18 protein-coding genes are annotated in these 23,852 nt (G+C 75.8%); 12 read left to right on the forward strand and 6 right to left on the reverse strand.

Annotation, left to right across the window (positions count from 1 at the left end; genetic code table 11):
• Positions 1-7 precede the first annotated feature (7 nt).
• From HWY08_RS09255 to HWY08_RS09285, 7 genes are all read left to right on the forward strand, one after another.
• Positions 8-826 carry a CheR family methyltransferase gene (locus HWY08_RS09255; RefSeq protein ID WP_176064593.1) on the forward strand — a complete coding sequence of 273 codons (819 nt, stop codon included), beginning with the start codon at positions 8-10 and terminating at the stop codon, positions 824-826.
• Positions 823-1,854 carry a chemotaxis-specific protein-glutamate methyltransferase CheB gene (cheB, locus tag HWY08_RS09260; RefSeq protein ID WP_176064594.1) on the forward strand — a complete coding sequence of 344 codons (1,032 nt, stop codon included), beginning with the start codon at positions 823-825 and terminating at the stop codon, positions 1,852-1,854. Before HWY08_RS09255 ends, cheB begins: the two co-directional genes overlap by 4 nt.
• Before the next feature lie 476 nt (positions 1,855-2,330).
• Positions 2,331-2,777, forward strand: a complete 447-nt coding sequence (locus HWY08_RS09265) for a MarR family winged helix-turn-helix transcriptional regulator (RefSeq protein ID WP_176064595.1) — start codon at positions 2,331-2,333, stop codon at positions 2,775-2,777.
• A 5-nt stretch (positions 2,778-2,782) separates the two neighbouring features.
• On the forward strand, positions 2,783-4,108 hold the full coding sequence (locus tag HWY08_RS09270; protein WP_176065029.1) for a TolC family protein: 1,326 nt from the start codon (positions 2,783-2,785) through the stop codon (positions 4,106-4,108).
• Positions 4,101-5,384, forward strand: coding sequence for an efflux RND transporter periplasmic adaptor subunit (locus HWY08_RS09275; RefSeq protein WP_235969543.1), 1,284 nt, complete (start codon positions 4,101-4,103; stop codon positions 5,382-5,384). The genes HWY08_RS09270 and HWY08_RS09275 overlap by 8 nt, the downstream gene beginning before the upstream one ends.
• Positions 5,381-8,491, forward strand: a complete 3,111-nt coding sequence (locus HWY08_RS09280; RefSeq protein WP_176064596.1) for a multidrug efflux RND transporter permease subunit — start codon at positions 5,381-5,383, stop codon at positions 8,489-8,491. Before HWY08_RS09275 ends, HWY08_RS09280 begins: the two co-directional genes overlap by 4 nt.
• Positions 8,492-8,501: 10 nt before the next feature.
• The gene (locus HWY08_RS09285; RefSeq protein ID WP_176064597.1) at positions 8,502-11,576 is read left to right on the forward strand and encodes a multidrug efflux RND transporter permease subunit; all 3,075 of its coding nucleotides are present in this window, start codon (positions 8,502-8,504) and stop codon (positions 11,574-11,576) included.
• Here the strand turns inward: HWY08_RS09285 and HWY08_RS09290 are convergent.
• From HWY08_RS09290 to HWY08_RS09300, 3 genes are read right to left on the reverse strand one after another with little or no spacing between them, the layout of a single operon-like run.
• A complete protein-coding gene (locus HWY08_RS09290; RefSeq protein ID WP_176064598.1) occupies positions 11,549-12,538 on the reverse strand; it encodes an aldo/keto reductase in 990 nt (329 codons plus the stop codon). The genes HWY08_RS09285 and HWY08_RS09290 overlap by 28 nt on opposite strands.
• A 12-nt stretch (positions 12,539-12,550) precedes the next feature.
• Positions 12,551-13,531, reverse strand: a complete 981-nt coding sequence (locus HWY08_RS09295; protein ID WP_176064599.1) for an aldo/keto reductase — start codon at positions 13,529-13,531, stop codon at positions 12,551-12,553.
• Positions 13,532-13,578: 47 nt separating this feature from the next.
• Positions 13,579-15,108, reverse strand: coding sequence for a S1 family peptidase (locus tag HWY08_RS09300; protein WP_176064600.1), 1,530 nt, complete (start codon positions 15,106-15,108; stop codon positions 13,579-13,581).
• 133 nt (positions 15,109-15,241) lie between these two features.
• On the opposite strand from HWY08_RS09300, the gene HWY08_RS09305 reads away from it, so the two are divergent.
• The 5 genes from HWY08_RS09305 (at position 15,242) to HWY08_RS09325 (ending at position 18,404) form a co-directional block, all read left to right on the forward strand.
• Positions 15,242-16,150: a DUF481 domain-containing protein gene (locus tag HWY08_RS09305; RefSeq protein WP_176064601.1), complete on the forward strand. Its 909-nt coding sequence runs from the start codon at positions 15,242-15,244 to the stop codon at positions 16,148-16,150.
• 110 nt (positions 16,151-16,260) lie between these two features.
• Positions 16,261-16,434 (forward strand): hypothetical protein, encoded by a 174-nt coding sequence (locus HWY08_RS09310; protein WP_176064602.1) that lies wholly within the window; start codon positions 16,261-16,263, stop codon positions 16,432-16,434.
• 51 nt (positions 16,435-16,485) lie between these two features.
• Positions 16,486-16,806, forward strand: a complete 321-nt coding sequence (locus HWY08_RS09315) for a GNAT family N-acetyltransferase (RefSeq protein ID WP_176064603.1) — start codon at positions 16,486-16,488, stop codon at positions 16,804-16,806.
• 244 nt (positions 16,807-17,050) lie between these two features.
• Positions 17,051-17,854: a response regulator transcription factor gene (locus tag HWY08_RS09320; protein ID WP_176064604.1), complete on the forward strand. Its 804-nt coding sequence runs from the start codon at positions 17,051-17,053 to the stop codon at positions 17,852-17,854.
• Between the two features lie 85 nt (positions 17,855-17,939).
• Positions 17,940-18,404: a CBS domain-containing protein gene (locus tag HWY08_RS09325; protein WP_176064605.1), complete on the forward strand. Its 465-nt coding sequence runs from the start codon at positions 17,940-17,942 to the stop codon at positions 18,402-18,404.
• Between the two features lie 21 nt (positions 18,405-18,425).
• Here the strand turns inward: HWY08_RS09325 and HWY08_RS09330 are convergent, their stop codons facing one another.
• The 3 genes from HWY08_RS09330 to HWY08_RS09340 form a co-directional block, all read right to left on the reverse strand.
• Positions 18,426-19,610: an RIO1 family regulatory kinase/ATPase domain-containing protein gene (locus HWY08_RS09330; RefSeq protein WP_176064606.1), complete on the reverse strand. Its 1,185-nt coding sequence runs from the start codon at positions 19,608-19,610 to the stop codon at positions 18,426-18,428.
• A gap of 65 nt (positions 19,611-19,675) precedes the next feature.
• Positions 19,676-22,699, reverse strand: coding sequence for an AAA family ATPase (locus HWY08_RS09335; protein WP_176064607.1), 3,024 nt, complete (start codon positions 22,697-22,699; stop codon positions 19,676-19,678).
• On the reverse strand, positions 22,696-23,844 hold the full coding sequence (locus tag HWY08_RS09340; RefSeq protein ID WP_176064608.1) for an exonuclease SbcCD subunit D: 1,149 nt from the start codon (positions 23,842-23,844) through the stop codon (positions 22,696-22,698). The genes HWY08_RS09335 and HWY08_RS09340 overlap by 4 nt, the downstream gene beginning before the upstream one ends.
• Positions 23,845-23,852 lie beyond the last annotated feature (8 nt).

Here is a 23,852-nt window from a genome sequence, read left to right on the forward strand (position 1 = left end):
CCCGGTGATGCCCGCGCTCACGGTCCATCCCCAGGTGCTGAGCCTCCTGGCCGGCCTCGTCGAGGACCGCGCCGGGCTGCACTACGGCCTCGACGACCGCGCGCTGCTGGCGGAGAAGGTGGTCCCGCGCGCGCTCGACCGCGGCTTCGGCTCGCTCCTCGACTACTACTACTTCCTCCGCTACGACCCGGCGGGCGACGCCGAGCTGGACCGGCTGGTGGAGGCGCTCTGCGTCCACGAGAGCTACTTCTTCCGCGAGGTCCAGCCCCTGCGGGTGGCGGTGGAGGAGGTCCTCGCCCCGGCGATCCGGGCCGGCCGCCGGCCGCGGGTGTGGTGCGCGGCGGCGGCGCAGGGCGAGGAGCCTCTCACGCTGGCGATGCTGCTCGACGAGCGCGGGTGGCTCGGGCAGGTCGAGCTGGAGGCGACCGACGTCAGCCTCCGCGCGCTGGAGCGGGCGCGGGCGGGCGTTTTCGGCCAGCGCGCCCTGCGCGCGCTGCCGGCGGGCGTGCTGGGCCGGTGGCTCGAGCCGCAGGGGCAGGGGGCGGTGGCCCGGCGCGAGCTGGTGGAGGCGGTGCGCTGGCGGCGCCTCAACCTGATGGACGCGGCGGCGGTGCGCGCCATGGGGCCGGTCGAGCTCCTGCTCTGCCGGAACGTCATCATCTACTTCGCGGACGAGACGGTGCGGCGCCTCGTGCGCAGCCTGGGCGAGGCGCTGGCGCCCGGCGGGGCGCTGGTGGTCGGCGCCTCCGAGTCGCTCCTCCGGTTCGGCAGCGCGCTCGCCTGCGAGGAGCGGGGCGGGGTCTTCCTGTACCGGGCGGCGCGATGAGCGGCGCGCGCGTCAAGGTGCTGGTGGTGGACGACTCCGCCTTCGCGCGCAAGGTGGTGCGGGAGACGCTCGCGGCCGAGCCGGACCTGCAGGTGGTGGGCTCGGCCCGCGACGGGCTCGAGGCGCTGGAGAAGATCGCCGAGCTGGCGCCCGACGTCGTCACCCTGGACCTGAGCATGCCGGGCCTGGACGGCCTGGGCGTGCTGGGGTCGCTGGCCGGGCGGCCGAAGCCGCGGGTGGTGGTGGTGAGCACGGTCGAGAGCGACAGCGAGCGCGGGCTGGCGGCGCTCGAGGCGGGCGCGGTCGAGCTGGTGCGCAAGCCGACCGCGCTCGCCACCGGGCGGCTGCTCGGGATGGCGGGCGAGCTCGTGCGCGCGGTGCGGGCGGCGGCCAGCGCGCGCAGCCCGGAGCCCTGGGAGGTGTTCGAGGCGCCGCTGGCCGCGCCGCCGACCGCGCCGCGCCGGCGGCTGGTGGTGCTGGGGGCGTCCACCGGCGGCCCGCAGGCGGTGACCCGGCTCTTGAAGGCGCTGCCCGGCGACTTCCCGGCGCCGGTGGCGGTGGTGGTGCACCTCCCGCCCGGCTACACCGGGCCGTTCGCGGAGCGGCTCGACCGCGAGTGCGCGCTGCGGGTCCGCGAGGCCGAGCCGGGGCTGGCGCTCGTGCCGGGGCTGGTGGTCGTGGCGAAGGCGGGGGTGCACCTCAAGGTGCGCGCCGGCGCGCGCGGCGAGCTGACGGCCGTGCTCGATCCCGCCCCGGCCGACGCGCTGCACCGGCCGGCGGTGGACCAGCTCTTCGCGAGCGCGGCCCGGGCGACCGGCGCCGCCACGCTGGCGGCCGTCCTGACCGGGATGGGCCAGGACGGGCTGGAGGGCGCGCGGCTGCTGCGGGCGGCGGGGGCCGACGTGCTCACCGAGACCGAGGCGAGCTGCGTCGTCTACGGCATGCCGCGCGCGGTGTGGGAGGCGGGGCTCGCCACCGCCGAGGCGCCGCTCTCCCGCATGGCGGCCGAGATCCTCGCGCGGCTGTAGCAGCGCTGGGCAGCGGCGGGTGCACCCACCGTGAGGCCCCCCCCCTTTTTTTGGCCCTCTCCGCCGGTGGAATGCGCAGCGGGAGGCGTCGCTCAGTGACCGCCCCGCCTCGCGCGAAACGCTGGCAGCGGTTCCGAGCGGGCGGCGGGGTGGCCCGCCGGCGTCGCTCCGGACGACCTACCGGGTTCGTACGGCGGCCGGCCCAGAAACGCGCGGAGGCCGGGCAACGCATCGTGCCGCGCCGGCACGGCGCACGAGGTCCGCGCGCCGGCGCGGCACCGGCGTTGCTGGCGGCAGTACGGCGGGCGGGAGTCTCACGCAGGTCGGCCTCCGCTCCTTCGGAGGGCCACCCCGCCGCCCGCTGGCGGGCGGTGCCGTCCGCAGGTCGGGGTCGCGGTCGCGGTCGCGGTCCCCACCCCAGGCGGCCCTTGACTCCGGCTGGCCAGGCGCGTATTTGCGAGCCGCAACAATTGCGTATGCAAGAATATCTCGGTCTCCTCATCGCCGCGGCGCGCAGCCGCATCAAGCAGGTGGTGCTCGCCCAGGTGGCGCAGTTCGGGCTGGCGCCGCAGCAGTTCTGGATGCTGGTCGCCCTCCGCGAGCACCCCGGGCTCTCGCAGGCGGCGCTCGCCGAGCGCGTCCGCGCGGACGCGCCGACGGTGAGCCGCACGCTCGCGGCGCTGCTCGAGCGCGGCCTGGTGCGCAGCGAGCCCGATCCCGAGGACCGGCGGCGGTCGTGCGTCTTCCTCACCCCGGCGGGCGAGCGGCTGGCGGGCGAGGTGGCGGCGGTGGCGGAGGGGGTCCGCAACGCCGTGGTGGACGGGATGAGCCCCGCCGAGCAGGCGACCGTGCGGCGGGGGCTGAAGCGCATCCTCGAGAACCTCGACCGGTACGAGGCGCAGGTGCGCGGGAGGCGGGCGTGAACGCGATGACCCTGGTGCTGCTGCTCGCGTCGGCGCAGGCAGGGCCGCAGCCCCAGCCGCAGCCGCCGGCCCTCCCCACCCTGACCCTCGCCGACGCCGAGCGGAGCGCGCACGCGCACCAGCCGCAGCTCCTCCAGGCCCGCTCCCTCTCGAGCGCGGCCTCGGCGCGGGCGGACGAGGCGCGCGCGCCACTCCTGCCGCAGGTGCAGGGGACCGCCGCCTACGAGCGCTCGACCGGCAACTACGTGGCCCGCCCCGGCGCGCTGCCGAGCACGGTGGCCAGGACCGTCCCGAGCCCGAGCTGGGCCACCAGCGACTACTTCAACTTCGGGCTCACCGCCTCGCAGCTGGTGTGGGACTTCGGCCAGTCGAGCGGCCGCTGGCGCGCGGCCCAGGCCTCCGCCGGCGCCCAGCGCGAGAGCGAGTACGCGACCGAGAGCCAGGTGCTGCTCACGGTGCGGGCCGCCTACTTCAACGCGCGGGCCCAGCGCGACCTGGTGCGCGTCGCCCGCGAGACGCTCGCGAACCAGGGGGCGCACCTCAAGCAGGTGGAGGGGTTCGTGCGGGCCGGGACGCGGCCCGAGATCGACCTCCTGCAGGCGCGCACCGACCGCGCCAACGCCCAGGTGCAGCTCATCAACGCCGAGAACGCCTACGCCACCGCGCGGGCGCAGCTCAACCAGGCGATGGGCGTCGCCGGCTCCACCGAGTACGAGGTCGGGAGCGACACCCTGCCGCCGGTGGACGGCGAGGACGCCGCGGTCGACGCGCTCCTCCCCGAGGCGGAGCGGAACCGGCCCGACCTCCTCGCGCTGGAGGAGCAGGCGCGGGCGCAGGAGCTGACGGCGACCGCGCTGCAGGGCGGCTACGGGCCGGCGCTGGGCGTCTCCACCGGCTTCACCGACGCGGGGCCCTCGCTCGGCTCCACGGTGTGGAACTGGAACGCGACCGCCACCCTGACCTGGAACCTGTTCCAGGGCGGGCTCACCCGCGCCCAGGTCGAGGAGGCGCGCGCCAACACCTCGGCCGCGCGTGCCCAGGCCGAGGTGCTGCGCCTCCAGCTCCGGGTCGACCTGGACCAGGCGCGCCTGGCGGTGCGCGCGGCGAAGAGCTCGCTCGGCGCCGCCGGCGAGGCGCTGGTGAACGCGCGGGAGCGCCTGCGCCAGGCGGAGCGGCGCTACCAGATGGGCGTGGGGAGCCTCATCGATCTCGGCGACGCGCAGCTCGCGGCCACCAGCGCCGCCGCGCAGCTCGTCCAGGCCGAGTACAACCTGTCCACCTCGCGCGCGCAGCTCCTGCGCGCGCTGGGGCGCGAGGTGTCGCGTGGCTGAGACCGTGAACCGTCGCGGGCGCTGGGCGCTCGCCGTCGTCGCCGTGGCGCTCCTCGCCGCGGGGGCGGTGTGGCTCCTGCGCGGGCGCGGCGCGGACCAGCCCAAGGGTGGGGCGGCCGCGGCCGGCGCCCAGGCCCAGCGGCCGGTGCCGGTGGCGGTCGCCGTGGCGGCCCGCCGCGACGTGCCGATCTGGCTCGAGGGCCTCGGCAACGTGGTCGCCTACCAGACCGTCACCGTGAAGCCGCAGGTGGACGGGCGACTCGACCAGGTGCTCTTCCGGGAGGGGCAGGCGGTCCGCAAGGGCGACGTGCTGGCCCAGATCGACCCGCGGCCGTTCCAGGCGCAGCTCCGGCAGGCGGAGGGGGCGCTCGCCCGCGACCAGGCGCAGCTCAGGAGCGCGAAGCTCGACCTCGAGCGGTACCGCTCGCTGGCGGCGGAGAAGCTCGTCCCGCAGCAGCAGGCGGACCAGCAGATCGCGGTGGTGGGGCAGCTCGAGGGCGCGGTGCACATCGACGACGCGAACATCGCCACCGCCCGCCTCAACCTCGACTACGCGCGCATCACCGCCCCCATCGACGGCGTCACCGGGATCCGGGTGGTCGACCCGGGCAACGTCGTGCACGCCTCGGATCCGAACGGCCTGGTGGTGGTGACCCAGCTCGACCCCATCGCCGTCCTCTTCACGCTGCCGCAGGACCAGCTCACCGCCATCGCCTCCGCGCAGGCGCGCGGCCGCCTGGCGGTGGACCTCTACGCGCGGGACGGCACGACGCTGCTCGGCTCGGGACAGCTCCTCGTCATCGACAACCAGATCAACCAGGCGACCTCCACCGTGCGGCTCAAGGCGGTGGCCCCGAACCCGAAGCGCGCGCTCTGGCCGAACCAGTTCGTGAACGCGCGGCTCCGGCTCGGCACGCGCGAGGGCGCGCTCGTCCTGCCCGCCTCGGCGGTGCAGCGCGGGCCGAACGGGACCTTCGTCTACGTCGTCGGGGCGGACAGCACCGTCTCGCCGCGCCCGGTGGAGGTCGAGGCCACCGTGGGCGACCTGGCGGTGCTGGCGAAGGGGGTGGCGGAGGGGGAGCGGGTGGTGACGGAGGGGCAGAACCAGCTCAGGCCCGGCGCCAAGGTGGCGCCGCGCGAGCCGGGCAAACCGGGCGGCGCCGGCGCGCCGGCCGCGGCCGCGGGCCCCGGCCCGGGGTCGGGCTCGGCCGCGGGCGGGCAGGGCCCGGCGGGCGGCGACGGGGGCGGGCGCGCGGCGGGGGCGTCGAGCCGATGAGCGTCTCGGAGCCCTTCATCCGGCGGCCGGTCGCGACCGCGCTCCTGACCTTCGGGCTCCTCCTGGCCGGGCTCGCGGGGTACCGCCAGCTCCCGGTGGCGGCGCTGCCGCAGGTGGACTACCCGACCATCGTGGTCTCGACCGCGCTCCCCGGCGCGAGCGCCGAGACCATGGCCTCGGCCGTCACCACGCCGCTCGAGCGCCAGTTCGGGCAGATGCCGGCGCTCTCGCAGATGACCTCGGTGTCGAGCTTCGGCACCTCCCAGATCACGCTCCAGTTCCAGCTCGATCGCAGCATCGACGCCGCCGAGCAGGACGTGCAGGCGGCCATCAACGCCGCCACCACGCTGCTCCCGCGCGGCCTGCCGAGCCCGCCCACCTACTCGAAGTCCAACCCGGCCGACACGCCCATCCTGACGCTCGCCGTCAGCTCGGACTCGCTCCCGCTGCCGCAGGTGAACGACCAGGCCGACTCGATCCTGGCCCAGAAGATCTCGCAGGTGGCGGGGGTCGGGCTCGTCACCCTCAACGGCGCCCAGAAGCCCGCCGTCCGGGTGCAGGTCGATCCGGCGGCGCTGGCGGCCAACGGCCTCACCCTGGCCGACGTCCGGCTGGCGCTGGCGGCCGCGAACGTGAACCAGGCCAAGGGCAACCTCGACGGCCCGCGCCAGGACTACACGCTCGCCACCAACGACCAGCTGTACCAGGCGAAGAGCTTCGGCGCGCTCGTGCTCGCCTACAAGAACGGCGCGCCGGTGCGCCTCGACGCGGTGGCCGACGCGGTGGACGGGGTCGAGAACGACCAGCTGGCGGGCTGGGCCGGCGAGAAGCGCGCCATCATCCTCAACGTGCAGCGGCAGCCCGGCGCCAACGTCATCGACGTGGCCGAGCGGGTGAAGGCGCTCCTCCCGCGGCTCTCGTCGGCGCTGCCGCAGGGGCTGCAGGTCACCATCCTCTCCGACCGCACCGAGACGGTGCGCGCCTCGGTGGACGACGTGCAGTTCACGCTCGTCCTGTCGGTGCTGCTGGTGGTGGCGGTCATCTACGTCTTCCTGCGCTCGCTGCGCGCCACCTTCATCCCGGGCGTGGCGGTGCCGCTCTCGCTCATCGGCACCTTCGGGATCATGTACCTGTGCGGCTACAGCCTGAACAACCTCTCGCTCATGGCGCTCACCATCTCGACCGGCTTCGTGGTCGACGACGCCATCGTCATGATCGAGAACATCTCGCGCTACGTGGAGCAGGGCGACCCGCCCTTCGAGGCGGCGCTCAAGGGCGCGAAGCAGATCGGCTTCACCATCGTGTCGCTCACCGTCTCCCTCGTGGCGGTGCTCATCCCGCTCCTGTTCATGGGCGGGATCATCGGGCGGCTCTTCCGCGAGTTCGCGGTCACCCTCAGCATCGCCATCGGGGTCTCGGCGGTGCTCTCGCTCACGCTCACCGCCATGATGTGCGCCCACCTCCTGCGCGCGCACGAGGAGCCGGGGCGGCTGGCGCGCGCCTTCGAGCGCTTCTTCGACCGGCTGCTCGCGTTCTACGACCGCACCCTGCGCTGGGTCCTCGACCACCAGCCGCTCACGCTGGCGGTGACGATCGGCACGCTCCTCCTCACGCTGGCGCTGGCGCTCGTCATCCCCAAGGGCTTCTTCCCGCTGCAGGACACCGGGCTGCTCGTCGGCGTCACCGAGGCCGCCCCCGACGTCTCGTTCCAGCGCATGGCGTCGCGGCAGCAGGCGCTGGCCGAGGCGGTCCGGGAGGACCCCGACGTCGCGACGGTGGCCTCCTTCATCGGGCCGGACGGCACGAACCCGACCGTGAACAGCGGGCGGCTCTCCATCGCGCTCAAGCCGCGCTCGGAGCGGAGCGCCAGCGCCGCCGAGGTCATCGCCCGGCTCCAGCCGCGCCTGGCGCAGGTGGAGGGCATCCGCGCCTTCCTCCAGCCGGTGCAGGACCTCCAGATCGAGACGCGCGTCTCGCGCACCCAGTACCAGTACACGCTGGAGGACGCCGACCCCGAGGAGCTCGCCACCTGGGCGCCGCGGGTCCTGGAGCGGCTGCGCCAGCTCCCGCAGCTCCGCGAGGTGGCGAGCGACCAGCAGTCGGGTGGGCTCCAGGTGAAGCTCACCATCGACCGCGACACCGCCGGCCGCCTCGGCATCCAGGCGCAGGCCATCGACGACGCGCTGTACGACGCCTTCGGGCAGCGGCAGGTCTCGACCATCTTCACCCAGCTCAACCAGTACCGCGTGATCCTGGAGGTGAAGCCCGAGTTCCAGCAGGACCCGCGCGCGCTCGACCGCATCTACGTGAAGTCGGCCGCCGGCGACCCGGTGCCGCTCTCCAGCTTCACCCACATGGAGCGGACCACCGCCCCGCTCGCCATCAGCCACCAGGGCCAGTTCCCCGCCGTGACGCTCTCCTTCGACCTCGCGCCCGGCGCGGCGCTGGGGAGCGCGGTGGACGCCATCGCCGCGGCCGACGCCGAGATCGGGCTCCCGCCCGGCGTGCGGGCCGGGTTCACCGGCACGGCGCAGGCCTTCCGCGAGTCGCTGGCGAGCGAGCCGCTGCTCATCCTGGCGGCGCTCCTCACCGTCTACATCGTGCTGGGCGTGCTCTACGAGAGCTACATCCACCCGGTGACGATCCTGTCCACGCTGCCCTCGGCCGGGGTGGGGGCGCTCCTCGCGCTCATCCTGTGCCGGAGCGAGTTCGACATCATCGCGCTCATCGGGATCGTGCTGCTCATCGGCATCGTGAAGAAGAACGCCATCATGATGATCGACTTCGCGCTCGAGGCCGAGCGCGAGCAGAAGCTCCCCACCCGCGAGGCCATCTACCAGGCCTGCCTGCTGCGCTTCCGGCCCATCATGATGACCACCATGGCGGCGCTCCTCGGCGGGCTGCCGCTCGCGCTCGGCACCGGCACCGGCTCGGAGCTGCGCCGCCCGCTCGGCATCGGCATCGTGGGCGGGCTCGTCATCTCGCAGCTCCTCACGCTCTACACGACCCCGGTGGTCTACCTGTACATGGCGCGGCTGGGGCGGCTGGTGAAGCGCGGCCGCGAGCCCGAGGCGCAGCCGACGGCGGTGGCCGGCGGGGCGGAGTGAGGGGGCAGCGGTGAGCATCTCGGAGCCCTTCATCCGGCGGCCGGTCGCGACGACGCTCCTGGCGGCGGCGCTGCTCCTCGCCGGGGCCGCGGCCTACACCCAGCTCCCGGTCTCGCCCCTGCCGCGGGTGGACTTCCCCACCGTGAACGTCTCGGCCGGCCTGCCCGGCGCGAGCCCGGAGACCATGGCCTCCTCGGTGGCGACGCCGCTCGAGCGACGCTTCGGCCGCATCGCCGGGCTCTCCGAGATCACCTCGGTCTCCTCGCTCGGCTCGACCAGCCTCACGCTCCAGTTCGACCTCGACCGCGACGTGGACGCCGCCGCCCGCGACGTGCAGGCCGCCATCAACGCCTCGCTCGGCGATCTGCCCGCCGGGCTGCCCGTCCGCCCCAACTTCCGCAAGGTGAACCCGGCCGACGCGCCCATCATGATCCTGGCCGTCAGCTCGGAGACCCTCCCGCTCTCGCGGGTGTTCGACACCGCCAACACCGTCCTGGCCCAGAAGATCTCGCAGGTGGAGGGGGTGGGGCAGGTCTTCGTCGGCGGCGGCCAGCAGCCCGCGGTCCGCATCCAGGTGGACCCGGCGGCGCTGGCCGGGGCGGGCCTCTCCACCGGGAGCCTGAGGACCACCATCGGCGCCGCCACCGCGAACGCGCCCAAGGGGTCGCTCGACGGGCCCGAGCAGGCGCACGCGGTGGCCGCCGACGACCAGCTCCTCAACGCCGCCGCCTGGCAGCCGCTCATCGTGGGCTACGCGAACGGCAGCCCGGTGCGGCTGCGCGACGTGGCGCGGGTCGTCGACAGCGTGGAGAACACCCGGGTCGCCGGCTGGGTGGACGGCCGCCGGGCGGTGGTCATGATCGTCCGGCGCCAGCCGGGGGCGAACATCATCGAGGTGATCGAGCGGGTGAAGGCGCTGCTCCCGCAGCTCACCAGCGCCATCTCGCCGGCCATCAAGGTGGAGCTGGCGCTCGACCGCAGCACCACCATCCGCGCCTCGGTGCGCGACGTCCAGCTCACCCTGTTCCTCAGCGTGGGGCTGGTGGTGCTGGTGGTGTTCCTGTTCCTGCGCAGCGCGCGGGCCACGGTCATCCCCAGCGTGGCCGTGCCGCTCGCGATCGTCGCCACCTTCGGCGGCATGTACCTGCTCGGCTACAGCCTCGACAACCTGTCGCTCATGGCGCTCACCATCTCCACCGGATTCGTGGTCGACGACGCCATCGTGGTGACGGAGAACGTGACCCGCTTCGTGGAGGCGGGCGAGCCGCCCATGCAGGCCGCGCTCAAGGGCGCGAAGCAGATCGGCTTCACCATCGTCTCCATCACCGCCTCGCTGCTGGCGGTCTTCATCCCCATCCTGCTCATGGGCGGGGTGGTGGGCCGGCTCTTCCGCGAGTTCGCGGTGACCCTCAGCATCGCCATCGCCGTCTCGGCCGTCATCTCGCTCACCCTCACGCCCATGATGGCCTCGCGGCTCCTCGCGCCGCGCTCGACGCAGCGGCGCGGCGCGCTCTACCGCGCCTCGGAGCGGTTCTTCGACGGCATGCTCCACGGCTACGAGCGCGGGCTGCGCTGGGTGCTCGACCACCACGGGCTCATGCTGGCGGTGACGGTCGCCGCCGCGGCGGTGAGCGTGTGGCTGTACGTGGTGGTGCCGAAGGGGCTCTTCCCCCAGCAGGACACCGGGCAGGTGGCCGGCATCTCCGACGCCCCGCAGGACATCTCCTTCCCCGCCATGCGCGCCCGGCAGGAGCTGGTGAACCAGGTGGTGATGGCCCACCCGGCCGTGGACCACATGGTGTCGTTCATCGGCGGCGGTACCATCAACAACGGCAACGCCTTCATCCAGCTCAAGCCGAAGCCGCCGCGCCGGCAGACCGCCGACCAGGTCATCGGCGAGCTCCGACCCAAGCTGGCCCAGGTGCCGGGCATCCAGCTCTTCCTCCAGTCGGTGCAGGACGTCCGGGTGGGCGGCCGCGTGGCCCGGACGCAATACCAGTACACGCTGCAGGACGCGAACCTGGCGGAGCTCAACGCCTGGGCACCCCGGATGGTGGAGAAGCTGAAGACGCTCCCGGAGCTGCGCGACGTGGCGAGCGACCAGCAGACGAGCGCGCTCGAGCTGCGGGTGGACGTCGACCGCGACACGGCGGCCCGGCTCGGCATCACCCCGCAGGCGGTGGACGACGCGCTCTACGACGCCTTCGGGCAGCGGCAGGTCGCGACCACCTTCACCCAGCTGAACCAGTACCGGGTGGTGCTGGAGATGAAGCCGGAGCTGGCGCAGCACCCCGACGCGCTCTCGAGCATCTACGTCCCCACCCCCGGGGGCGGGCAGGTGCCGCTCTCGAGCATCGCTCGCTGGACGCCCGGCCCCACCTCGCTCTCGGTGAACCACCAGGGCCAGTTCCCGGCCGTGACGCTCTCGTTCAACCTGGCGCCGGGGGTGGCGCTCGGGCAGGCGCTCACGGCGGTGCACCGCGCCGAGCAGCAGATCGGGCTGCCGGCCAGCATCCGCGCGGCGCCGCAGGGGACGGCGCAGGCCTTCGTCGAGTCGCTCCGGAGCGAGCCGTGGCTCGTGCTGGCCGCGCTCATCGCCGTCTACATCGTGCTGGGCGTGCTCTACGAGAGCTACGTGCACCCGGTGACGATCCTCTCCACGCTGCCCTCGGCCGGCGTGGGCGCGCTGGTGGCGCTGATCGTCATGAGGACCGAGTTCAGCATCATCGCGCTCATCGGCGTCATCCTGCTCATCGGCATCGTGAAGAAGAACGCCATCATGATGATCGACTTCGCCATCGAGGCGGAGCGCGACGAGGGGCTCAGCACGCGCGACGCCATCTACCGCGCCTGCATGCTGCGCTTCCGCCCCATCATGATGACCACGCTGGCGGCGCTCCTCGGCGCGCTGCCGCTCGCGTTCGGGGGCGGGGCGGGCGCCGAGCTGCGCCGGCCGCTCGGCATCACCATCGTGGGCGGCCTCGTCTTCTCGCAGGCCCTCACGCTCTTCACGACGCCGGTGGTCTACCTGGCGCTCGACCGCTTCACCCGCCGCCGTCAGCGGCCGGTGTCGCCGCGGCGGTAGGCCGCCGTCAGCTCGTCGAGCCGCGCCTTCAGGTCGGCCGGGAGCGGCGCCTCGGCGGCGGCGAGCGCGGGGCCGAGCTGCTCCGGGCGGCTGGCGCCGACGATGGGCGCGGTCACCGCGGGGTGCGCCATCACCCAGCGGACGGCCATCGTGACGAGGTCGAGCCCGGCCTCGGCGGCCAGCGGGCGGAGCCGCCCCACCACCTCGAACATGTCCTCGTGCCAGTACCGGTCCTGGTAGCGCTGGGCGGCGGTGCCGAGGGTGAAGCGCGAGCCCTCCGGCGGCTGCCCCGGCGCGTGCTTCCCGCTGAGGAGCCCGCCGGCGATGGGGTTGTAGGGGATGACCCCGATCCCCTCCTCCAGGCAGAGCGGCAGGAGCTCGCGCTCGATCTCGCGGAAGAGCAGGTTGTAGCGCGGCTGCACCGAGTCGAAGCGGGCGACGCCGAGCGCCTCGCTCCGCCCCAGGGCGCGGGCCACCTGGTAGGCGAGGAAGTTGGAGCAGCCGGCGTAGCGCACCTTGCCGGCGCGGACCGCGTCCTCGAGCGCGCGCAGCGTCTCGTCGATGGGCGTCTCGGGGTCGGGCGCGTGGAGCTGGTACAGGTCCACGTAGTGCGTGCCGAGCCGGCGCAGCGAGGCGTCGAGCGCGTCGAGCACGTGCTTGCGCGAGTTGCCCCGATCCCACGGCCGGGCGGAGGTGGGGAAGTGGCACTTCGTGGCGAGCACGAACTCGTGCCGCCGGCCCTTGAGCCAGCGCCCGACGATCTCCTCGGTGCGGCCGACGGTGTCGAAGGTCCCGCCGAGCGGGTAGACGTCGGCCGTGTCGAGGAAGGTGACGCCGCCCGCCGCGGCGGCGTCGAGGATCGCCACCGAGGTGCGCTCGTCGCACTGCAGGCCGAACGTCATGGTGCCGAGGCACAGGCGCGAGACCTGGAGGCCGGTCCGGCCGAGGCGGGTGTGCTGCATGGTCGTTCCTCCTCAGCGGGCGGCGGCCGGCCGGGGACGGCTGGCGCGCTCGAGGTGCTCGAGCTCGTCGGGGCCGAGCACGAGGGTGGCGGCCGCGACCAGCTCCGCCACCTGCGCCGGGGTGGTGGCGCTGGCGATGGGGGTGGTCACCGGGGGGTGATGGAGCTGCCAGGCGAGCGCGACCTGCGCCGGCGTGACCTGGAGCGAGGCGGCCACCTCGCCGAGCGCGGTGAGCGCCCGCATGGCCTGCGGATCGGCGAGGTACCTGGCGGCGCGCTCGGAGCGCGGCCCGGCCGGCGCGCCCGGGCCGCCGTACTTGCCGGACAGGAAGCCCGAGGCGAGCGCGTAGTAGGTGCAGACCCCGAGGCCCCGCTCCTTGCACAGCGCCGCCAGCGGGCCCTCGAAGGCGGCGCGCTCGACCAGGTTGTACTCGGGCTGGAGCACGGCGTAGGCGGCGAGGCCGTTCGCGGCGCTCGCGTCGAGCGCGGCCCGGAGGCGGGGGGCGTCGTAGTTGGAGGCGCCGAGCCAGCGCACCTTGCCCTCGCGCACCAGCGCGTCGAAGGCGCGCAGCGTCTCCTCCAGCGGGGTCTTCGGGTCGTCGCGGTGCGCGTAGTAGAGGTCGATGCACTCGACGCCCAGGCGGCGCAGGGAGGCCTCGCAGCCGCGGCGGATGAGGTCGGCCGTGAGCCCGGCGGCGAGGCCCGGCCCGCCCGAGCCGACCTTGGTCGCGACGATCACCTCGGCGCGGCACCGGCGCTCGCGCAGCCACGCCCCCAGGATCTCCTCCGACTCGCCGCCGTGGTTGCCGGGCGCCCAGGCGCTGTAGACGTCGGCGGTGTCGACGAAGTTGCCGCCGCCGGCGCGGTAGGCGTCGAGCACCGCGAAGGAGGCGTCGCGGTCGGCGGTCCAGCCGAAGACGTTTCCGCCCAGGTTGACGGGGAAGACGTGGAGGTCGGTGGCGCCCAGCCGGCGCCGGGCGGGTTCGGAACGCATCGGCGCAGGATAAGGGCCCGGGGACCCGGAGGCGACCCCGAAGTTGCTCAGGGCGCGGCCGCCGCGGTCGCCGGCGCGCCGCCGCGCGCGACCGCGGGCGGGAGCGCCAGCGCGTCGGCGAGGGTCCCGGGGGCGTCGGCCGTGCCGGGGCAGAGCCGTTCGGCCATGTCGACCGAGGCCTGGGCCAGGTCCTGCCGCGAGCCGGCGGACCGCCGCAGGCTCCGCTCGAGCCGCGTCACCTCGTGGAACCGCTCCCGCGAGGCCATGCCGTGCCGCGCGGCCGCCCGGTGGCGCGCCGCCAGCAAGGCGTCGCGGCGGAGCGCGTCGAGGAGCTTCGCCGCGAGCGCCTGGCCCTCGCCGTCGAGCGCGGCGTGGTCCACCAGCCGGAGCCCCTGGCGGTTGCCCGCCCAGACGCGCCCCAGCTGGCCGAAGCTACCGGCGGCGGGGAGGTCCTCCAGCACCAGCGCCGGCCCGCCCTGGACGGGGAAGTCCTTGGCCATCAGCTCGAACAGGAGCGCGCCGTCGCCGCGCGCGCGCACCGCCGCCACCAGGCCGCCGAACGGGAAGAAGGGCTCGTCCGCGCCGCGCGCGCTCGCCAGGAGCGCCGCGCGCTCGCCCGGGTCGAGCGCGGCGGCCGGGTCGGTGCGCGCGGCGGGCTTGGCGCGCTTGAGGGTGGTGAGCAGGTCGCGCAGCTGATCGACGCCCACGACGACGTTGAGCGCGGCGCCCTTGGCGTAGCCGGCGTGGTAGACGCCGACGAGCTCGAACTCGCCGGTGCGGCAGGAGATGGCGAAGACCGGGGAGCCGGAGTTGCCGGGCGACAGCAGCGCGTCGACCACGAAGTCGTCGTGGTCCCAGTCCTTCTCCTCGTCGTGGTCATAGGCGGAGACCACCTTGCCCACGTTGTTGGCGCGCAGCACGCCGAGCGGGAAGCCGCGCACGTCCACCGCGTTCCGCTCGCGCAGCGCCGCGCTGTGGCCGATCTTCCACGGCACCACGGGGAGCGCGCCCTTCGCCTTGAGCACCGCCACGTCGAGGGCCGGGTCCGCCACCACGCGCGCGAGCGGCACGTCGTCGCGCTCGTAGGCGTCGGACTCGTTCTCCACGATGCGGAGCGCGTCCGAGACGCGCTTGCAGCCGGACGGGACGTCCTCGACCGGGTGCTCCTCGGAGGTCACCGCCGGCCACTCGGCGACGTGGTCGTTGGTGACGAGCAGCGTCTCGCCCGCCTGCTGCCGGTAGCCGAACCCGGTGCCGTGGGCCGCCACCTTGCGCCGGGTGCGCCGGAGCGAGCCGTCCGGCGCGTAGGAGGGGCACTCGTAGACCGCCGTCGACCGGATGCAGTAGGTGTACGGCCGCTGCTGCTGCTCGAACTCGCGCGCCTTGGCGGAGAGGGCAGCCAGGTCGTCGGCGTACTCCCCCGAGCAATACGGCCCGGCCGGCGCGGTCGGCGGACGCGCCGCCGGGGCCTTCACGCGGGACCGCGCGGCCGCCCACGCCGGCGGGACGGCCGCCAGGGCCAGCACGAGGGCGAGGCCGGCGAGCAGGGTGGGGCGGCGGAGCGGGAGGAGCGGCACCGGACCTCCGTGAAGGAGAGGGCTCGTGGAGGAAGTTAGCAGCGCGGCGCCCGTGGAGCCGCCAATCGAGCAGGCAAGGGCCCGACGGGGTGGCCGTGGCGCGCCGGGTCCTCCGGACGCAAGATGCGCGCCGATGAGGCGCCGCCCCGTGCTCGCGGCCGCCGCGACGGCCGCGATCCTGCTCGCCGCCCGCGGCGCGCACGCCGCCGATCCGACCTTCACCTTCACGTCGCCCGACAAGGCCAGCCACGACGGCTGGAAGGCGTCCGCCCAGGCCGGCGTCAACGTGAGCACGGGAAACGCGCAGGCGGTCTCGCTCTCGGCGACCGGCTCCGTCTCGCACCGCTCGGGCGACGACCGGTTCTCCCTCGACGCCTTCGGCGCGTTCGCCCGCAGCCGGGTGGACGTGGCCGCCGACACGAACGGCACCCCGGGCATCGGCCCGGACGAGATCCACCGCGTGGTGCAGACGACCTCGCGCGCCTGGTCGCTCAAGGGCCGGTACGACCGCTTCGTCGGCGCGCGCGACTCGCTCTACGGCGCGGTGCTCGCGTCGGGCGACGAGCCCGCCGGCAAGAAGCTCCTCGCGGGCGCGCAGGTGGGCGTGAGCCGCGACGTGCTGCGGCGGGGCCCGAGCACGGTCACGCTGGAGCTGGGCTACGACGTCGCGCACCAGGAGTACGTGGCGACGACGCCGGATCTGACGGTGCACTCGGCGCGGTTCTTCGCGGGCTACGAGCTCACCCCCGCGCCGGTGGTCGGGGTGAAGGTCTCGCTCGAGCTGCTCACGAACCTCAACGCCGAGCCGATCGCGAGCGGGCGTGTCGGCCCGTTCCACGACGACCGGCTGGTCGGGCGCGCCGAGCTCAACCTGAAGCTCACGGACCGCGGCTCGCTGGGCGTGCGCGTGCGCGGCCGCTACGACAGCGCCCCCGCGCCTCGCCCGCCTCCCCAGGGCACGTCCTGGCAGGCGGGCTACGTGCCCCTCGCCGATCGGCTCGACACCGTGAGCGAGCTGGTCTTCAGCTTCAACTTCCTGTGATCCCTCCGCGGGGCTGCGCGAGTGCGCGCAAGCGGGTCGCTCGGGGCGGCCACGCCCGGGATCGACGGCGCGCGGCCTCGCTCTGCGACACTGTGCGGCGAGGAGGCACCATGCTGCCCGAGACGAAGCCGGCGCAGGCACCTGACCCGACGATCGTGATGAAGGACCACGCGTTCGATCGCGACCTCGACGACCTGGGCATGAGCCCGGAGGATCTGGAGCGCGAGGTGGAGAGCGAGACCCCGGCGGCCCCCGAGCACCAGGAGCTGATGCTCCGGCACTGAGCGCCGCCCGCGGGCGGGCGCGGCCGCCGCGCGCGGGTTATCAGACAGTGCATGGCCGAACGGACCACGACGGAGCAGCCGACGCACGAGCTGGCGGTGCGGCACGCGGGCGGCGCGCGCGGCGGCGCGTTCCTCGTCGAGCGCGGCGGGGAGCGGCTGGCGGAGCTCACCTACCGCCGCGACGAGGCGGGGCGCGCCGTGATCGAGCACACCGAGGTCTCCGAGGTGCTGCGCGGGCAGGGCGTGGCCCGCCGCCTCGTCGACGCGGCCGTCGCCTGGTCGCGCGAGTCGGGGGTGAAGCTCGTGCCGGTCTGCACCTACGCGAAGAAGGTGCTCGAGCACGATCCCGCGCTGCGCGACGTGCTGGGCTGAGCGGCCCCGGAGGCGAGCGCTGGCCCTCGCCACCGCCGCTCCCCGAAACATTTCGCAACACTCCGCACACGCAGGCGCGACGCGGCCGGGCGATGGTGGCGGCGTCGCACGGCGCGCTCCCCCGCGCGCCTTTCGCGCTCCGCGCGGACCGGTCGTCGGCGAAACCCTCCCGCCACCGGCCGGTCCGCGGCGGGGCTCGTCCGACGGCCGCGGCCCGGCCGCGCCTTCCAGGGAGGATCCCGCCATGACCAGCGCCGAGCCCGAGCGGTTCCGCGTCCTCTACGTCGAGGACGACGAGCGGCTCGCCTCGATGACCACCCGTTACCTGGAGGCGCACGGGCACCAGGTCACCTGGGTGGGAGACGGGCGGCAGGGCCTGGCCGAAGCGGTGAAGGGCCAGCACGACGTGGTCGTGCTCGACGTCATGCTGCCGCGGCTGTCCGGGATCGAGGTCTGCCGCGAGCTGCGGGCCCGCTGCGGCGTCCCCATCATCATGCTCACGGCGCTGGGCGAGGAGGCGGACAAGGTGCTCGGCCTGGAGAGCGGCGCCGACGACTACCTCGCGAAGCCGTTCTCCTCGCGCGAGCTGCTGGCGCGCCTCAAGGCGCTGGTGCGGCGCGGGCGGGGCGCGGTCGGCCCGCCGCGCGACACCTTGCGGGTCGGCGACCTCGAGGTGTCGCCGCGCAGCTTCACCGCGCGCCGCGCCGGCCGGCCGCTGCGGCTCACCACCGCCGAGTTCGTGCTGCTGCGCGTGCTGGCGGAGCGCGCGGGCCAGGTCCTCACCCGCGAGCAGCTGCTCGACCTGACGAAGGGGAGCGCCGACGAGGTCTTCGACCGCTCCGTGGACGCGCACATCTCGCGCCTGCGGCACAAGCTAGACCCTCGTCGAGCGGAGCCGTCCTCGGTGCTCGCCATCGACGAAGCGGAGGAGGATCTGGCCGGGTCCTCTCGGAGCTGGAGCGCAAGTGAGGGTAGGCCCCCCGCCGGGGAGCGCGCCGGGCAAGAGGGAGGGGGGCAGACACGGTGTCGCGGTCCGTCTCCCCTGTGACGGGGCAGGGGGGCCGCGCAGCCCGTCCTGGGCGGCTCCACCCGCCGCCGGGCGAGCGCACCATGGCGGAGAGGAGGGTGCCGCCATGCTGGTCAAGGACGTGATGAGCCGCCGCCCGGAGATCGTCGCTCCCGGGGAGACCGTGGCTGCGGCGGCGCGGAAGATGCGCGCCGCCGGGGTGGGGGTGCTCCCGGTGTGCGAAGGCGACCGGCTGGTCGGGATGCTCACGGACCGGGACATCGTCGTGCGCGCCGTCGCCGCCGGGGAGGACCCGCGCTCGCTTCGGGTCAGCGCGGCGATGACGCCGCAGGTGGTGTCGTGCTCCGAGGGCGAGGATCTCGAGGCCGCGGCGGCGCTCATGGACGAGCACGCGGTGCGCCGGATGGCGGTGCTCGGCGCCGGGGGTGCCCTGGTGGGCGTGCTGAGCGTGGACGATCTGGCGACCTTCAGCCGCGCGCTCGCGGGCGAGGTGATCGAGCACAGCCGCGACCCGGGCCGCCCGCTGGAGCGGGGCGGCTATCCGTGGTGGGAGGAGGAGGAAGTGCGCTGAAGCGCGCGCCTCTCGCCAGGTTCAGCGCGGACCGCGGCGGCGCCGCCGGCGGTGGCCGCTGCCCGGCGCGGCGGCCGGCGGCGCGGCGTGCGCGCCCGGCGGCGGCCGGGGATGCGGGTGCTGCGCGTGCTGAGGCTGCGCGCGCGGGTGCTGCGGCTGGGAGCGCAGCGGCTGCTGCTGCGGATGTGGGTGCTGCGGCTGAGACTCTGGGTGCGTGTGCTGCGCCGGGCGGCTCACCCTGATCACCTCGGGCCCGGGGCCGCCGCGGGGCGGCGCGCCGGACGGGCGCCGCGGCTCCTGCGCGCGCGGCTCCTGGCGCCGCCCTTCCTGGCGCCGCTGGTCGTGACGGCGCGGCTCCTGCGGGCGCCCCTCCTGCCGGCGCTGCGGGCCGCCCGCCTGCGCGCGCGGAGGCGCGCCGTGCGAGGCGGCGTGCGGCCGCGGGGCCTCGCGGCGCGGCGCCTCGGGGGCGCGCCCGCTCGGGACGAAGTCGGGCCTCAGCTCGCGCCGCTCGTAGGCACGCCAGATCTCGGCGGCGTCGCCGGCCGCGGCGTGCAGCGCCGGGTCCAGGGCGGCGAAGAACCGGCGCACGTTCTCGACGTCGCGCTGGAAGAACCGCTGCGCCTGGCTGTTGTGCGCGGCCCCGATCACCTGCGGGAAGTCGATGACCACCGGCCCGTTCCAGCCGGCGAGCACGTTGTAGGGCGAGAGGTCCCCGTGGATGAGGTCGGCCGCCAGCATCCGCACCGCCTGGCTGCGCAGGTCCGCGTACAGGGCGGCCGCGTCCGCGCGCGCGATCTGCGCGTCGACGAGGCGCGGCGCGGGGCGGCCCTCGGCGTCGACCACCACCTCCATGAGCAGCACGCCCTGGTAGAAGAGGACGGGCTTCGGGACGCGCACGCCGGCCGCGTGCAGCGCGTACAGCGCGTCCGCCTCCTTGGCCTTCCACGCCTCCTCGGCGGCGGCCTGGCCGAACCGCGAGCCCCGGTCCATGGCGCGCTGCATGCGCGTGTCGCGGACCTGCCGCCCTTCCCGGTAGGCGGCGTTGTTGCGGAAGCTGCGCGCCTGGCGCTCCTTGTAGATCTTCGCCGCGACGATCTCGCCGCCGTGGCGCACCAGCCACAGGTCGGCCTCCTTGCCGCTCTTCAGGCGGGCGACCACCTCGTCGATGATGCCGTCGGCGAGGAGCGGGGCGAGCGGGTCGTGCATGCGGGCGGGACAAGTAGAGGAGTGCCGCGGCGCGGTCAACCCCTCCCGCGCGTCCCGGCGCACGCCTAGGCCGCGTGGACCACGGCGGTCGAGCCTTCCTCGCCCCGCCTCACCTCGATCCGGGCCGGGATCCGGCGCCGCAGCTCCGGGACGTGCGAGATGACGCCGACGAGCCGGCCGTGCTCCCGCAGGTCCTCGAGCGCGCGGACGGCGTGATCGAGCGTCTCCTCGTCGAGCGAGCCGAACCCCTCGTCCACGAACAGCGCGTCCAGGCGCAGGCCGCCCGAGCGGCGCAGGACCACGTCGGAGAGGCCGAGCGCGAGCGCCAGGCTGGCGAGGAAGCTCTCGCCGCCGGAGAGCGCGCCGACCGGCCGATCGGTGACCCCCGTCCAGGCGTCCTCGACCACCAGCCCGAGCCCCGAGGCCTGCCCCTTGTGGCCGACCGCGGCGTCGTGGCGCAGGCGGAAGCGCCCGCGCGACATGGCCAGGAGCCGGCGGCTGGCGGCCTCCGCCACCTCCTCCAGGCGCGCGGCCAGCACGAAGCGCTGCAGGCTCATGTTGAGGCCGTTCTTGCCGTTCGCGACCTCCGCCACGCGGCCCAGGACCTCCGCCTCCCGCTCCAGGGCGGCGAGCTGGGTCCCCAGGTCGCCGAGCCGCCGCTCCTGCTTGCCGATGGCCTGGAGCTCGCCGTCGAGGGTGACGGCGGCGTCGCGCGCGGCGGCGGCGGTGGTCGCGGCGGCGTCCCGCGCCGCGCGCGCGGCCGCGAGGTCGGGGGGCGAGCTCGCGGCGAGCTCCTCGCCGAGGGCCGCGGCTCGCTCGGCGGCCGTGCGCGCCGAGACCGTGCGGTCCTCGATGGCCCGCGCCAGCTCGCGCCGGCGCTCCTCGGGCAGGAGGGCGGCCTCGCAGCCGGCGGTGCTCGCGAACTCCGCCGCCTGGCACGCCGCCGCGGCCTCGGCCTGGGCGGCGCCCGCGCGCTCCGCGGCGCGCTCGCGCTCGTCGCGGCAGGCCGCCCGCCGCGCGGCCGCGGCGGCGCGGGCCGCCCCAGCGCCGGCGTGCGCCGCGGCGGCGGAGGCGAGCGCCTGCTCCAAGGCGCGCAGCTCGGCCTGGACCCGCGCCAGCCGCTCGCGCGCGTCGGGGCCGGCCCCGGTGGCCGCGAGCTGGCGGCGCAGCTCGTCGCGGGCGGCGGCGGCCGCGCCGGAGCGCTGGGCCGCGGCCGCCGCGGACTCACCGGCGGCGCGGCTCGCGGAGAGGGCCTCCGCCTCCCGGGCGCGCGCCTCGTCGAGCGCGCGCTCGGCCCGGGCGAGCTCCTTCGAGGCGGCGCGCGCGGCCGCGAGGGCCTGGCCCGCCGCCGCGGCCTCGGCCTGGAGCTGCGCGAGCGGGCGCGGCTCGGCCTCGCGCGCCCGGGCGGCGCGGGACCGCGCCTCCTCCAGCAACGCCGCCGCGCTCGACCGCTGCCGCTCCCGGGCGGAGGCGCCCTCGGCCAGCTTCTCGGCGCCGGCGCGGGCGGCGTCCACCTCCTTCTTGTCCGGCACCTTCGCCGCGGCGCGCGCCGGGGCGGGGTGCTCGACCGAGCCGCAGACCGGGCAGGGCTGAGCGGGTTGCAGCTTGTTGGCCGCGAGCCACGCCGCGAGCCCGGCCTCCCGTGCGGCGTTGAGCCCGTCCGCCTCGGCCCGGGCCCGGGCCGCGGCCTCGGCGGCGTGGGCCGCCTGCCGCTCCAGCCCGGCGAGCTCCTGCTCCAGCCTCCGCGCGTCGGCCTCGAGCCCGTCGCGCTCCTGGGCGGCTCGGGCCGCCGCCTCGAGCGCGGCCGCCGCCTCGGCGCGTCGGCCCTCGTCCTGCGCCGCGGGGCGGAGCGCCGCGGCGCGCGCGCCGAGCGCCTCGGCCTCCCGCGCGGCCGCCTCGTGCGCCTCGCGGGCGGTGGCCAGGGCCGCGGCCGCGCGCGTGGACTCGGAGGCCAGCGCCCGGAGGTCCTCCTCCGCGCGGTCGAGGCGCTCCAGCTCCGGGAGGGCGCGCGCGAGCGCCTGGGCGCGCCCCGCCAGCTCGGGGAGCCGCGCCGCCCCGGCCTGGGCGCGGTCGAGCGCCTCCTGCGCCTGGGCGGCGTCCGCCGCGGCCAGCGCCTCGGCGCGGACGGCCTCCTCCTCGCCGGCCGCGCGCTCGGCCCGGGCTGCCTCGGCCTGCGCGGCGGCGGCGAGCCTCTCGCGCACGCGCTCGGCGCGCTCGGCGCGCGCGAGCCGCTCGCGGTCGGCGGCGAGCTCCGCCGCCGCGCCGGCCGCGCGCTCGACGGCGAGGTGCGCCCGCGCGAGCTCGTCGAAGCGGCCGGCCAGGGCGGCCGCCGCGGCGAGCCCCGCCTCGGCCTCGGCCCGCGCGCCGTCGAGCGCCCCCGCCTCGGCGCGCGCGGCCGCGAGGCGAGCCTCGACGGCGGCCCGCCGCTCCGCCAGGGCCGCGGCGCTCTCGCCTCCGAGCACCTCGTCCTGGCGCTGGCGCAGCTCCTTCGCGCGCCGGAGGAGGTCGTTCTTGCGCTCGGCGAGGAGCCGCTCGACGTCGGCGTACCGCTCGGTCCCGAAGAGCCGTTGCAAGAGCGCTTCGCGCTCGCGGGCGTCGGCGACGAGGAGCTTCTTGAAGTCGCCCTGCGGCAGGAGCACCACCCGCTGGAACTGCTCGGGCCCCATCCCGAGCAGCGCCTCGACCTTCTCGGAGACGGCGGTGGTCCGGGTGGCGAGCGGCGCCGGCTCGCCCTCGCGAAAGAGCGCGGCCGACCCCGGCTCGGCGGTGGTGCCATCGCCGCGCTTCTTGGGGCGGTTCCAGGCGGCGGTGCGCTCGACCCGGTAGACGGCGTCGCCCAGCGAGAACCGGAAGGTGACCCGGGGCGCGGCGCCCTCGGCGGCGCGGTCGGCGCGGAGGCGGCTCTCGGGTCGCGTGCCGGGCACGACGCCGTACAGCGCGAAGGTCATCGCGTCGAACAGGGTCGTCTTGCCGGCTCCGGTCGGGCCGTGGATGAGGAAGAGCTCGCTCGGGCCGAGCGCGGTGAAGTCGACCGACTGCCGGCGCGCGTACGGCCCGAACGCCTGCAGCTCCAGCGACAGCGGCCTCACGCCGCGCGCTCCTGGCGGTCGATCTCGGCCAGCGCGGCCGTGAACACCTGGCGGTGCTCGGGGCCGGGCAGGGCGCCCGTGACGGTGGAGAAGAAGCTCTCGAAGAGCTTCAGCTCGTCGCGGCCCGCGCCCGCCACCTGCTGCCCGAACGCGCCCTGGCCCGGTGCCGCGGCCAGCTCCAGGCGCACCACGTTGAGCACGTGGGCGAAGCGCGCCTGGAGCTTGCGCTTCGCGTCGAGCACGTACCCCTCGTCCTCGAGCGTCACCTCCACCAGATCGCGCTCGTGCCGCGCGAGCTCGGGGCGGCGCAGGAGGTCCGCCAGCTTCCCGCGCAACCGGACCACCTGGCGCTTCGCCCCCAGGGCGACCGTGCGCGCCGTGGCGCGCCCGCGCTCGACCTCCACCAGGGCTACGCTCTTGTCCTGGTCCGCCTCGCTGAAGGAGTACCTGAGGAGGGAGCCGGCATACCGGAGGCCGGGCGCGATCTCCTGCGGCGCGTGCAGGTGCCCGAGCGCGACGTAGTCGAAGCCGGCCAGGGTCTCCGCCGGGACGGAGCCCGCCGTGCCCACGACCACCGGCCGCTCGCTGTCGGGCGTCTGCTGGGCGCCCTGGACGAAGGCGTGGGCCACCAGGACGGCGGGCAGCCCGCGGCGCGCGGCGTCCGCGCGCGCCCCCGCCACGGCGCGCGCGGTGGCGGCGGCGTGCCCGCGGATCGCCTCGTCGCCCTCGAGCCCGCGCACGACGTCCGGATCGACGAAGGGGAGGGCGTAGACGAGCCCCCGGCCCGGGAGCTCGATCGGCTCGGCGGCGCGCTGGAGCTGGCCGCGCAGGTGGACGCCGCGGGCGGCGAGCAACCGGGCGCCGAAGGAGAGCCGCTCCGCCGAGTCGTGGTTCCCGGCGATGGCGACGACGGGGATGGCGAGGTCCGCCAGGCGGGTCAGCACGTCGTCGAGCAGCGCGACCGCCTCCGGCGGCGGGACGGCGCGGTCGTAGACGTCGCCCGCCACCACCAGCGCGTCCGGGCGCTCGTCGCGAGCCAGCGCCACGAGCTGGTCGAGCGCGAACGCCTGGTCCTCGAGCAGCGACTCCTCGTGGAGGGCGCGCCCGAGGTGCCAGTCGGAGGTGTGGAGGAGGCGGAGGGCCACGGCGACCA

The sequence above is a fragment of the Anaeromyxobacter diazotrophicus genome, assembly GCF_013340205.1.
GTDB lineage: Bacteria > Myxococcota > Myxococcia > Myxococcales > Anaeromyxobacteraceae > Anaeromyxobacter_A > Anaeromyxobacter_A diazotrophicus.